This is a genomic window from Bradyrhizobium sp. YCK136, assembly GCF_044570075.1.
Taxonomy (GTDB): domain Bacteria; phylum Pseudomonadota; class Alphaproteobacteria; order Rhizobiales; family Xanthobacteraceae; genus Bradyrhizobium; species Bradyrhizobium diazoefficiens.
This window is the reverse complement of record NZ_CP172424.1, coordinates 2,146,545-2,158,885: the sequence shown is the minus strand read 5'-3', so window position 1 is coordinate 2,158,885 and position 12,341 is coordinate 2,146,545. Positions and strand designations below refer to the sequence as shown.

Sequence of the window (12,341 nt, the reverse complement as noted above, 5' to 3'; positions counted from 1 at the left end):
TTTTTCTTATGTCATTCGCTCAACTTTACGGCCGCAATACGCTCTCTTTGCAGTGCAACAATTCGGCCAGCCTACTACTTAGGTCGGGAAAATTTCACTGGCGAACTTTTCCACCCGCAGTAATTTAACCCGTGGGCGGATGCGTCCGAATTCACGAAAATGGAGAGCCAAATGGCCTGGAAAGCCCCGAAGATCGTCGAAGTGCCCTGCGGCATGGAAATCAACATGTATGTGAGCGCCACCCGCAAGTAAGCGGTTGGTGAGTTTGCGTTTGCGCAGGTGGTTCTTTCGGTCGGGCACTCTCGGCTACGATGTCTTCCGGTCACGATGCATTTCCGGAAGATAGATTTCGTGTCGGCCTGAGATCCACCTCGCGACGTTGCCTCCAGGAGACGGATCATGCTTCGCGTCGTCGTCCTGGGCGCCGGGGCCGGCGGCGGAGTGCCGCAATGGAATTGTGGCTGCGAAGGTTGCCGCACGGCCCGTGCCATCGGCGATGAGCTCTTGCGAACCCAGGCCTCGGTCGCCTTCAGCGGCGACGGCGAGCATTGGTTCCTGATCAACGCCTCCCCCGATCTGCGCCAGCAATTGAATGCCACGCCGCAACTGCACCCCAAGCCGGGCGCGCTGCGTCATACGCCGGTCGCGGGCGTGATCCTGACCAATGGCGAGGTGGATGCCGTGGCAGGCCTGCTGTCGATGCGCGAGGGCTCGCCCTTCACTGTCTATGCGCATGAGAAGGTGCTGGCGATCCTCAGCGCCAACAGCATCTTCAACGTGCTGAACGAGAAGAACGTGCGGCGCCAGCCGATCGCCATCAGCGAGCCGTTCGAGCCGCGGCTGGTTGACGGTGTGCGGTCTGGAATCGAGGTGTTGCCGTTCGCGGTCCCCGGCAAATCGGCCTGGTACCTGGAAGGCAAGGCGCATCCGGGCGGCGAGACCGGCGACGGCGATACGCTGGGGCTCAAGATCACCGACAAGACGACCGGCAAGTGCTTCTACTTCATCGCCGCGTGCGCCGAAGTGACCGACGCGCTCAAGGCCGAGATCGACGGCGCCGCGCTGGTGTTCTTCGACGGCACGGTCTGGCGGGACGACGAGATGATCAAAGCCGGGCTCGGCCACAAGACCGGCAAGAGCATGGGGCATGTCGCCATGTCCGGCGAGGACGGCGCGATCGCGCGGCTCGCCGATCTCGATATCGACAGGAAGCTGTTTCTGCATATCAATAACTCGAACCCGGCGCTGCTGCCCGCTTCACCCGAGCGGAAAGCGGCCGAGCAGGCGGGCTGGCAGATACCCGCGGATGGAACGGAGATCGTGCTGTGAATGCCGCATCACTGACTGGAATAACCGCGCTCTCGATCGGCAAGGACATCAAGCTCAACTCGGCCGAGGAGCTGGAAGCGGCGCTGCGCCATATCGGCGCGACCCGCTATCACAGCCTGCATCCGTTCCATAAGCTGCTGCACGGCGGCAAGCTGAACAAGGGCCAGGTGCAGGCCTGGGCGCTGAACCGCTACTATTACCAGAGCACGATCCCGATCAAGGACGCGGTGGTGATCTCGCGCTTCCGCGACCGCGCCACGCGCCTGGAATGGCGCCACCGCATCGAGGACCATGACGGCGATGTCGGCTCCGAAGGCGGCATCGAGCGCTGGCTGAAGCTGACCGAAGGCCTCGGCCTCGACACCGCCTATGTGGAATCCACCGAAGGCATTCTCCCCGCTACGCGCTTCGCGGTGGAGGCCTATGTCCACTACTGCCGCGAGAAGAGCCCGCTGGAGGCGATCGCCTCCTCGCTCACGGAACTGTTCGCGCCAAGCATCCACGAGGAGCGCATCGCCGGCATGTTGCAGCATTATGATTTCGTCAATCCTGATATCATGAGCTACTTCAAGCGCCGCCTCACGCAGGCGCCGCGCGATGCCAATTTCGCGCTCGAATATGTCAGGACGCACGCGAGGACGCCGGAGGAGCGAGCCTCCGTGTGCAATGCGCTGATCTTCAAGACCAACGTGCTGTGGGTGCAGCTCGACGCGCTCCAGCACGCCTATGTCGAGGGCCACATTCCGCCGGGCGCGTTCGTGCCCAAAGAAAACTAAAAAGGCGAGCTGAAGAGGAACTGTCATGGCCGGGCCGCGTCATATCAGCGTCAGCGAGGCGAGCCGCCCCGTGCTGCCGCGGCATGCCAAGCTGAAATACGACGAGACGCGCAAAGTGTGGGTGATCCTGGCGCCGGAACGCGTGCTGGCACCGGACGAGATCGCGGTCGAGGTCCTGCAGCTCTGCAACGGGGAGCGCAGCGTCGGCGACGTTTCCGACCAGCTGGCGGCGAAATACGCCGCGCCGCGCGAGGCGATCCTCACCGATGTCGTCGCCATGCTCCAGGATCTCGCCGACAAGGGCTTCCTCACCGAGGCCCGGGAGAAGACGTCATGAGCGATGTGCTCGGTAATCCCAAAATCCCGCCCGGGACAAGTGACAGCCTCGCGGTGCTGGAGAAGCAACGCTCGACGGCGGAGACCTTCGGCATTCCGCTCGCCGTGCTGCTCGAGATCACCCATCGCTGTCCGCTGCAATGTCCCTATTGCTCCAACCCGGTCGAGCTCGATCGCTCGGGCAAGGAACTGACGACCGAGGAGTGGAAGAAGGTGTTGAGCGAGCTCGCCGAGATCGGCGTGCTCCAGGTGCATTTCTCCGGCGGCGAGCCGACGGCGCGGAAGGATCTCGTCGAGCTGGTGAAGCATGCCAGCGACGTCGGCCTCTACACCAACCTCATCACCTCGGCCGTGCTGCTGACGCGCGAGCGGCTGAGCGAGCTGGCGGACGCCGGGCTCTGCCATGTGCAGATCAGCTTCCAGGGCGTCGAGGAGGGCCTTGCCGATCGCGTCGCCGGCTACCGGAACGCGCACCGCAAGAAGCTCGAAGTCGCGAAGTGGACGCGCGAGCTCGATCTGCCGCTCACCGTGAATGCGGTGATGCACCGGCAGAACCTGCACCAGCTCCCCGACATCATCCAGATGTCGATCGATCTCGACGCCGACCGGCTCGAGGTCGCCAACGTGCAATATTACGGCTGGGCGCTGAAGAACCGCGCCGCCTTGATGCCGACGGTGGCGCAGCTCGACGAATGTACCCGCCTCGTCGAGGAAGCGCGGGAACGGCTGAAGGGCCGGCTTTCGATCGACTACGTCGTGCCGGACTATTACGCGCTGCGGCCGAAGAAGTGCATGGGCGGCTGGGGCCGGCAGTTCTTCAACATCTCGCCGGCCGGCAAGGTGCTGCCCTGCCATGCCGCCGAGAGCATCACCGGGCTCGACTTCGAATCCGTGCGCTCCAACCACTCGATCGCCTGGATCTGGCAGAACTCCGAGGCCTTCAACCGCTATCGCGGCACCGGCTGGATGAAGGAGCCGTGCAAATCCTGCGAATTCCGCGAGATCGATTTCGGCGGCTGCCGCTGCCAGGCCTTCGCGCTGACGGGCGATGCCGCCAACACCGATCCGGCCTGTGCGCTGTCGCCGCTGCACGAGACCATCTTCAAGCAGGCCGAGCGCGAGGCCGAGGGCGAGACCAACCGCTTCCTCTACCGCAACTTCGCCGGCGGTACCCTGGAACCCGAGAATGACGCCTGACGCCGACGCGGCCAGCTCACTCAGGCGTGCCGATCCCTTTGCGCCGCTGACCTCCGACATGCTCGACGTCGGCGACGGCTTTGAGCTCTATGTCGAGAGCGTCGGCCGCGCCGGCGGAATCCCTGCGATCTACCTGCATGGCGGGCCCGGCAGCGGCTGCCAGCCCGATCATCGCCGGCTTTTTGATCCTGAGCGCCTCCATGCCGTGCTGTTCGACCAGCGCGGCTGCGGCCGCAGCCGGCCGAAGGGCTCGCGCGAGCACAACACCACGGCGCATCTGATCGCGGACATGGAGAAGATCCGCGAGAAATTCGGCTTCGAACGCTGGATCGTGGTCGGCGGCTCCTGGGGCGCGACGCTGGCGCTGGCGTATGCGCAGGCGCATCCCGAGCGCGTCTCCGGCATCGCGCTGCGCGCGACCTTCCTGGGCACGCGGGCGGAAGTCGTCACCGGCTTCACCGTGCGCCTGCCGCATTTCTATCCCGGGCTGCACGAGGATTTTCTCAGCGTGCTGCCGCCCGAGGAGCGGGACCGGCCGGTGGACGCCTATTGGCGCCGCATCCTCGATGCCGATCCGGCCGTGCATGGACCGGCGGCGCGGGCCTGGCACGATACCGAGCGCATCTTGTCCGAGCACAAGCCCGCACGGACGCGGCTCGACCTCGCCTCGCTGAACGTCTGGCGCACATTGCCGGCGACCCCGTTCATGGAAGCGCACTACTTCGTCAACGACAGCTTCATGACCGCAAACCATCTTCTGCAGAATGCAGGGAGGCTCGCCGGCATTCCCGGCATCATCATCCAGGGCCGCTACGACCTGCTGTGCCCGCCCGAGACAGCGCATGCGCTCGCGAAAGTCTGGCCGGGTTCCGAGCTTCGCATCGTGGAAGAAGCCGGGCATTCGCTCTATGATACCGGCGTGAGGGACGCGGTCATGAAGTCGATCGCGGACCTTGCCTCGAAGTCCGCGCGATGAGAGGACAAGAAAAATGCCGCTCGCCGGGAAAGGCATGCTGCTGACGTCGATGAATATCGACGCGGCCGATGAGGCCGATTTCAACCGCTGGTACGATCGCGAGCATCTGGAAGAGCGTGTCGCGATCGAGGGATTCCTGGAAGCGCGGCGCTATGTCGCGCACGCCGCCAATCCCAAATATCTCTGCCTCTATTCGACCGCGACGCTCGACGTGCTCGACAGCCCTACCGGGCGCGGCTCGCGAGCCCGACCGACTGGTCGCGGCAGACCATGGCGCGTTTCAAGGACATGCTGCGCGTCGTCGCGCGCGTCACCATCAGCAACGGCAGCGGACGCGGAGCTGCGCTCGGCGTGGTGCGGCTGCGGCCGACGCCCGACAACGCCGCGCCATGGCGTGATGCGCTGCAAGAAAGGCTGGCGCCGGAAAAGCGCGACGGCATCATCTCGATGCATCTGCTCGAGAGCGAGCCGGAACTGTCGGGCGCAGCGCCCGGGATTCCGGCAGTGCGCAACGAAGGTGCACGCGACTGGTTCGTGCTGATCGACGGCACGCATGTCGGCGCGGTCTCGGCTGTCATTGCCGAACGCTTCACCGGCCCCGCCGCATCGCCCTTCCCGCTTCCCGTCTCCGTCGGCACCTACACGCTGATGTGGGACCTCGCGAAGAGCGACATCGCGCACCGCTGACGCGACTCCATGCACCGCAACATATTGCACCGCCGCATTGCTGCGCGCAGCCGTTAATGCTGTGCACGCGCAGCTCCCATGAAAGCGGGTGATCCCCCAAATTTGCCGTTGTACTTCGGAAGAGTTCTAATAAGCTAACCCAATGACGTCATTCAGAAACCAGATCGACGCGCGTTAAGCGTTCGCCAAGCTCAGAAGAGGCCGCCGGGTCTTTGGGCCTGCGCGGACAGGGTAGGAATGAAACCGACCGATATCGCGGCCCCCGACTACTTTCACAAAGTGGTCGACTGTCAGTGGGCCTGTCCTGCACACACCCCGGTTCCCGAATACATCCGACTGATCGCCCAAGGCCGCTACAGCGACGCCTACATGATCAATTGGAAATCGAACGTGTTTCCCGGCATTCTGGGACGCACCTGCGATCGTCCTTGCGAGCCGGCGTGCCGCCGCGGACGCGTCGAGGAAACACCGGTCGCGATCTGCCGCCTCAAGCGCGTCGCAGCCGACTTCAAGGACGACATCACGCAGCGCCTGCCGCGCCCTTCGCCGAAGAACGGCAAGCGCGTCGCGCTGGTCGGCGGCGGTCCGGCCTCGCTGACGGTGGCGCGCGATCTGGCGCCGCTCGGCTATCACTGCACCGTGTTCGATGCCGATCCGGAAGCCGGCGGCATGATGCGCTCGCAGATCCCGAAGTTCCGGTTGCCCAATTCCGTGATCGACGAGGAGACCGGCTACATCCTCAATCTCGGCGTCGAGTTCAAAGGCGGTCACCGCATCGAGAGCATGAAGGCGCTGCTCACGGAGAAGTACGACGCGATCTTCGTCGGCTCCGGCGCGCCGCGCGGCCGCGAGCTCGACATTCCCGGCCGGAAGGAGGCCGCCGCCAACATCCATATCGGCATCGACTGGCTGTCCTCCGTTTCGTTCGGTCACACCGACAAGATCGGCAAGCGCGTGATCGTGCTCGGCGGCGGCAACACCGCGATGGATTGCTGCCGCACCGCGCGCCGCCTCGGCGGCGAGAAAGTCACGGTGATCGTGCGCTCCGGCTTCGAGGAGATGAAGGCCTCGCCGTGGGAGAAGGAAGACGCGATCCACGAGGATATTCCGATCCTCAACTACATGGTGCCGGTGGCATTCAAGCATGTCGCCGGCAAGCTCATCGGCGTCACCTTCCAGCACGTCAAAGCCGAATACGACGCCAAAGGCCGCCGCAACCTGGTGCCTTCGGGCGACCCCGAGCAGACCATTCCCTGCGACGACGTGCTGGTCGCGGTCGGCCAGGAGAACGCCTTCCCCTGGATCGAGCGCGACTGCGGCATCGCGTTCGACAAGTGGAATATGCCGCAGGTCGACCCCAAGACCTTCGTCTCGACCAACCCCAAGGTGTTCTTCGGCGGCGACGCCGCTTTCGGCCCGAAGAACATCATCTGGGCGGTTGCGCAGGGCCATGACGCCGCGCTGTCGATCCACAGACTGCTGTCGGGCGAGGACATCACCGAGCGGCCGCTGCCGGAGGTGCACGTCTCCTCGCAGAAGATGGGCATCCACGAATGGAGCTATGACAACGACATCTCCGTCGACAAGCGCTTCAAGGTGCCGCATCGCGACAAGGTGATCGCGCTGAAGGACATCCGCACCGAGGTCGAGCTCGGCTACGACGTCAAGCTCGCGCTCGGCGAAGCCCATCGCTGCCTGAACTGCGACGTGCAGACGGTGTTCTCGACCTCGCTCTGCATCGAGTGCGACGCCTGCGTCGACATCTGCCCGATGGACTGCATCACCTTCACGGAGAACGGCGAGGAAGCCGATCTGCGCCAGCGACTGAAGGCGCCGTCACTGCACCCCGACCAGGATCTTTACGTGTCCTCCGATCTCAAGACCGGGCGCGTGATGGTGAAGGACGAGGATGTCTGCCTGCATTGCGGGCTGTGCGCCGAGCGTTGTCCCACCGGAGCCTGGGACATGCAGAAATATTTGATCGAAATGACTCACGCAGGTTCAGCATGTCCGACAAAAAGCCGATCAGCAGCGTAAACGACTTCGTCGTCCGCTTCGCCAACGTCAACGGATCGGGCTCGGCCAGCGCCAACGAGATGTTCGCGCGCGCGATCCTGCGCCATGGCGTGCCGGTCTCTCCGCGCAACATCTTCCCCTCCAACATCCAGGGCCTGCCGACCTGGTACGAGGTGCGGGTGACGGAGGACGGCCATCTCGGCGCCCGCGGCGGCGTCGACATGATGGTGGCGATGAACCCGCAGACCTGGGACAAGGACGTCGCCGGTATCGAGCCCGGCGGCTATCTGTTCTACGATTCCACCAAGCCGATGCCGTCGACGAATTTCCGCGACGACATCACCGTGATCGGCGTGCCGCTCACCGCGATCACCAACTCGACCTACACCGATCCGCGCCAGCGCCAGCTGTTCAAGAACATCATCTATCTCGGCGCGCTCTCGGCGCTGCTCGACATGGACGCGAAGCTGATCGAGCAGCTGATCGGCGAGCAGTACAAGGGCAAGGAGAAGCTGCTCTCCTCCAACGTCCATGCGCTGCATCTCGGCCGCGACTGGGCCTTGCAGAACCTGAAATGCCCGATCGGGCTGCGGGTGAAGAAGTCCGACAAGGTGGGCGACCGCATCTTCATCGAGGGCAACAGCGCCGCCGCGCTCGGCGCGGTCTATGGCGGCGCCACGGTGTGCGCGTGGTATCCGATCACGCCGTCCTCGTCGGTGGCGGAAGCCTTCACCGCCCATTGCAAGAAGTACCGGCACGATCCCGAGACCGGGAAGGCGAAATACGCCATCGTGCAGGGCGAGGACGAGCTTGCCTCGATCGGCATCGTGATCGGCGCCTCCTGGAACGGCGCCCGCGCCTTCACCGCGACCTCCGGCCCCGGCATCTCGCTGATGACCGAGTTCATCGGCCTTTCATATTTTGCCGAGATCCCGGCCGTGATCATGAACATCCAGCGCGCCGGGCCTTCGACGGGCATGCCGACCCGCACCCAGCAATGCGACATCATCGCCTGCGCCTATGCTTCGCACGGCGACACCAAGCATGTGCTGCTGTTCCCGGAAGATCCCGCGGAGGCGTTCGAGTTCGCAGCCGCCGCCTTCGATCTCGCCGAGCGGCTGCAGACCACGATCTTCCTGATGCTCGACCTCGACATCGGCATGAACCACCGCCTCTGCCGCCCGCTGAAGTGGGACGATGCGCGGCAGTATGACCGCGGCAAGATCATGACCGCGGAGATGCTGGAGGAAGGCCGCGACTTCGGCCGCTATCTCGACGTCGACGGCGACGGCATCCCCTACCGCACCTATCCCGGCACGCATCCGACCAAGGGCTCCTATTTTACCCGCGGTACGTCCCGGGATCGCTATGCGCGCTACTCCGAGGAGGGCCCGGTCTACGCCGACAACATGCAGCGCCTGGTGCGCAAGTTCGAGACCGCGCAGGACCTCGTGCCGCGGCCGCTGCAGGCCAATGCGGAACGGCCGACCAAATATGGCGTGATCTATTTCGGGTCCACCTCCCCCGCGATGGACGAGGCGATCGGATTGCTCGAGGCACGCGGGCATCAGCTTGATCGCCTGCGCATCCGTGCCTTCCCGTTCCACTCGAGCGTGGCGAGCTTCCTCGCCGAGCACGATTTCGTCTACGTGGTCGAGCAGAACCGCGACAGCCAGCTCCGCCAGCTCATCGTCAACGAGAACGGCATCGATCCCGTCCGCCTCGTGCCGATCGTGCATTACGACGGCTCACCAATCACCGCCCGTTTCATCGCAAAAGCCATTGGCGATCACCAGGATCAACTCAAGGTGACCCCGCTCCGCAAGGCCGTATCATGACCTATATTGCCAAGCCGAAATTCCATCATCCGGGCCTCAAGAAGAACGAGCTCGGCTACACCCATCGCGACTACGAGGGCAAGATCTCGACGCTGTGCGCCGGCTGCGGCCACGATTCGATCACGGCCTCGATCATCGAGGCCTGCTATGAGCTGTCGATCGAGCCGCACCGGGTGGCGAAGATCTCCGGCATCGGCTGCTCGTCGAAGACGCCGGACTATTTCCTCGGCAATTCGCACGGCTTCAACTCTGTGCACGGCCGCATGCCCAGCGTGCTGACCGGCGCCAACCTCGCCAATCGCGACCTGATCTATCTCGGCGTGTCCGGCGACGGCGATTCCGCCTCGATCGGCTTCGGCCAGTTCGCGCATTCGATCCGGCGCGCCGTCAACATGACCTATATCGTCGAGAACAACGGCGTCTACGGCCTCACCAAGGGCCAGTTCTCGGCGACCGCCGACCGCGGCTCGAAGTCCAAGAAGGGCGTGACCAACACCGACAACGCCATCGACCTCGTGGCGATCGCGCTGCAACTGGGCGCAACCTTCGTGGCGCGCTCGTTCTCCGGCGACAAGACCCAGCTCGTGCCGCTGATCGCGGCCGCGATCCGCCACAAGGGCGCGTCCTTCATCGACGTCATCAGCCCCTGCATCGCCTTCAACAACCATGCCGGCTCGACCAAGAGCTTTGACTATGTCCGCGAGCACAACGACGCGGTGAACCGGCTCGACGTGCTGGTCGGTCGCGATCCGATCGCCGTGGACTATGCGCCGGGCACGGTGCAATTGGTCGAGCAGCATTACGGCAGCAAGATCGCGCTGCGCAAGATCGACGCGGACTACGATCCGCATGACCGGCTCGGCGCCCAGACCTTCCTCGCGAAGCACGCCGCCAAGGGCCAGATCGTCACCGGCCTGCTCTATGTCGATCCCGACGCGGAAGACCTGCACGCGCATCTCAACACGGTCGAGACGCCGCTCAATACGCTGGAAGCGGACACGCTGTGCCCGGGCTCGGCGGCCCTGGACAAGTTCAACGCCAGCCTGCGGTGATCATCTGCCGCGCTGAGGCAGCGGCCTGACGCGCACGGTGATCTTGTCCGACACGACAGGCGGCTCGAACGGATAGTGCTTCGCGTCGCCCAGCACCAGTTGAAGGGTATGGGTCCCGGGCGGAAGCTCGAGAAATGTTTCGGTCTGCCCTGCCCCGAAATGCAGATGCGACTTGTCCTGCGGGATCGGCTCCTTCGGATCGATGGGGTCGCTGACGTCCACCAGCAAATGATGATGGCCGGCGTTCTGGTAGTCGTCGCCGGCATGCGTCACGCCCATGTTGCGCAAGCCGAACCGGACCAGGAAACCGGCGCGCACCCTTTGCCCGTCATACGGGGTGATGAAATAGACCTTTGCGTCCTTTGGAGCAGCCTTACCCTGCGAGAAGGCCACGCCCGGGAGCAATGCGAGCACCGCCGACAGCGCAACGCAGCGAAGGATTTGCATCGGATCTACTCCTGCACTCAAGGACCGAGCGCGACGCGGAATCCATGCGTCGGGTAACGAACATTGGTATCGTAGCCGTCGCGGTTGGACGGCCGCACGTATCTCGAATCGTTCTTCCAGGAGCCCGAGCGCAGGACGTGCGAACTGCAGTCCCCACCGCTCCATGCCGAACCGTCATTGGGCGCGCCTTGATAAGTCCTGTGCCAGCAATCGGCGACCCACTGATCGACGCCGCCGCCCATATCGTAGAGTCCAAATGGATTGGGTTTGAAGCTGCCGACCTTCGCCGGCTGCTCGCCGGCTGCGTCACCGCAATCCTTGCACCCGGCCATGCCCGGCTGGAGCTTGTCGCCCCACCAATATTTGCTCTGCGTTCCGCCGCGCGCCGCATATTCCCATTCCGCTTCGCTCGGAAGCCGGTACGGCTTCTTCGTCGCCTGCGCGAGCCAGGCCGCATATTGCTGGGCATCGGTCCAGCTTGCATTCGTGACGGGGGCGTCGTCCTTCCCGATCGCCGTAAAGCCACACGCCTTTGCGGCGGCGCATTCATTCCACTCCCGCACCGTCACAGGGTATTTGCCGATCGAGAATGGCTTGATCGCGACCTGGTGAACAGGGCGTTCGGTCGGATCGTCGTTGCTTCCCATCGTGAAGCTACCGCCGCGAATGGCGGTCATGTCCGGCTCGCTGGCGGGCGTCGGCGATTGGCTGGGCGTCGGCGTCGGTGCCGGCGGCGCAGGTGAAGCCAACGAGGGCGACGGTTGCGGCGTCGGCACGGCCGATTCGCGCGCCGGAGGCTGCTGGACAGGAGATGCGACCGGAGAGGCAGTCGGCGTGGCGGCCTGCTCGCTTCCCTTGCCGGGCGGCTGCGCCAGAAGATACCAGAGCACGCCGGCTGCGCTGACCAGCAACGTCAAGCTGAGGAGAAAGATCAAGGTATTCTCGCGCCGGCCTCGCGTCCCGCCGACGGCATCTGCGTCGGGCAGGACGCGATAGATGCGTACGGGGTCGGTGATGTTCTTCACCTTGCGGTCGCCAAGGGCCTCGTAGCCGCACACCACCTTGTGCTTGATCTGCTCGTAGATCGCGCCCGAGATGTAGACCTGACCGGGCTCGGCAATGCCCTCGATACGCGTGGCGATGTTGACGCCATCGCCGTAAACGTCGTCCGGCTCGATGATGACATCGCCGAGATTGACGCCAATTCGGTACTCGATCCGGGAGTGCTTCGGAAGCGAGGCATTGCGGCCGATGAGATTCTGCTGGATGACGATGCTGCAGCGAACGGCCTCAACAGGGCTATCGAAGATAGCGATGAAGCCGTCGCCCGTCGTCTTCACCAGGCTTCCATGGTGCTCGACGATACTGGGCTCGATGAGGTCCCGCTCGATCCGCTTGACGCGGACATGCGTGCCTTCCTCGTCGGCCTGCATCAAGCGGCTGTAGGAAGCGATGTCACCGACAATGATTGCTGCGAGACGACGAGGCATGGCGCCGTGCGAAGGCGGCTCGTTCTGATTCCCGGATCTGAAGTTGCGAATTTCGCCCATTGCGCGGGGACTCCACAAACTTACAAAGGCGGCCCCACCCTACGATTTCGAGAAGCAATTGTCTGTGAAGGCTATCACATTGACAAACTGGGACAATGTCGAAGGACTCGCGACATCGAGTTCCAGGGAGCGAGGAC

At 64.1% G+C, this 12,341-nt stretch carries 11 protein-coding genes and 1 pseudogene; 10 read left to right on the top strand and 2 right to left on the bottom strand.

The window, feature by feature from the left end; all coding sequences use genetic code 11:
- Positions 1-171: 171 nt before the first annotated feature.
- From pqqA to ACFLEY_RS10100, 10 genes and pseudogenes are all read left to right on the top strand, one after another.
- Positions 172-252, top strand: coding sequence for a pyrroloquinoline quinone precursor peptide PqqA (pqqA, locus tag ACFLEY_RS10145; protein WP_007595659.1), 81 nt, complete (start codon positions 172-174; stop codon positions 250-252).
- 147 nt (positions 253-399) lie between these two features.
- Complete coding sequence (pqqB, locus tag ACFLEY_RS10140; RefSeq protein ID WP_060908678.1) at positions 400-1,329, top strand: pyrroloquinoline quinone biosynthesis protein PqqB; 930 nt, start codon at positions 400-402, stop codon at positions 1,327-1,329.
- On the top strand, positions 1,326-2,105 hold the full coding sequence (pqqC, locus tag ACFLEY_RS10135; RefSeq protein WP_011089476.1) for a pyrroloquinoline-quinone synthase PqqC: 780 nt from the start codon (positions 1,326-1,328) through the stop codon (positions 2,103-2,105). Before pqqB ends, pqqC begins: the two co-directional genes overlap by 4 nt.
- A 25-nt stretch (positions 2,106-2,130) precedes the next feature.
- Positions 2,131-2,442: a pyrroloquinoline quinone biosynthesis peptide chaperone PqqD gene (gene pqqD / locus ACFLEY_RS10130; protein WP_060908679.1), complete on the top strand. Its 312-nt coding sequence runs from the start codon at positions 2,131-2,133 to the stop codon at positions 2,440-2,442.
- Positions 2,439-3,638 carry a pyrroloquinoline quinone biosynthesis protein PqqE gene (gene pqqE, locus ACFLEY_RS10125; RefSeq protein WP_060908680.1) on the top strand — a complete coding sequence of 400 codons (1,200 nt, stop codon included), beginning with the start codon at positions 2,439-2,441 and terminating at the stop codon, positions 3,636-3,638. Before pqqD ends, pqqE begins: the two co-directional genes overlap by 4 nt.
- Positions 3,628-4,614: a prolyl aminopeptidase gene (gene pip / locus ACFLEY_RS10120; protein ID WP_060908681.1), complete on the top strand. Its 987-nt coding sequence runs from the start codon at positions 3,628-3,630 to the stop codon at positions 4,612-4,614. Before pqqE ends, pip begins: the two co-directional genes overlap by 11 nt.
- 13 nt (positions 4,615-4,627) lie before the next feature.
- Positions 4,628-5,301, top strand: a pseudogene (locus tag ACFLEY_RS10115) (hypothetical protein).
- A 237-nt stretch (positions 5,302-5,538) separates the two neighbouring features.
- Positions 5,539-7,338, top strand: a complete 1,800-nt coding sequence (locus tag ACFLEY_RS10110) for an FAD-dependent oxidoreductase (RefSeq protein ID WP_060908683.1) — start codon at positions 5,539-5,541, stop codon at positions 7,336-7,338.
- Positions 7,308-9,155, top strand: a complete 1,848-nt coding sequence (locus ACFLEY_RS10105; protein WP_060908684.1) for a 2-oxoacid:acceptor oxidoreductase subunit alpha — start codon at positions 7,308-7,310, stop codon at positions 9,153-9,155. The genes ACFLEY_RS10110 and ACFLEY_RS10105 overlap by 31 nt, the downstream gene beginning before the upstream one ends.
- Positions 9,152-10,207: a 2-oxoacid:ferredoxin oxidoreductase subunit beta gene (locus ACFLEY_RS10100; RefSeq protein ID WP_060908685.1), complete on the top strand. Its 1,056-nt coding sequence runs from the start codon at positions 9,152-9,154 to the stop codon at positions 10,205-10,207. The genes ACFLEY_RS10105 and ACFLEY_RS10100 overlap by 4 nt, the downstream gene beginning before the upstream one ends.
- On the opposite strand, the gene ACFLEY_RS10095 is transcribed toward ACFLEY_RS10100, so the two are convergent.
- Both ACFLEY_RS10095 and ACFLEY_RS10090 read right to left on the bottom strand, forming a co-directional pair.
- The gene (locus ACFLEY_RS10095; protein WP_060908686.1) at positions 10,208-10,654 is read right to left on the bottom strand and encodes a DUF4399 domain-containing protein; all 447 of its coding nucleotides are present in this window, start codon (positions 10,652-10,654) and stop codon (positions 10,208-10,210) included. It abuts the gene before it with no gap.
- A gap of 17 nt (positions 10,655-10,671) precedes the next feature.
- Positions 10,672-12,204 carry an SUMF1/EgtB/PvdO family nonheme iron enzyme gene (locus tag ACFLEY_RS10090; protein WP_396604624.1) on the bottom strand — a complete coding sequence of 511 codons (1,533 nt, stop codon included), beginning with the start codon at positions 12,202-12,204 and terminating at the stop codon, positions 10,672-10,674.
- Positions 12,205-12,341 lie beyond the last annotated feature (137 nt).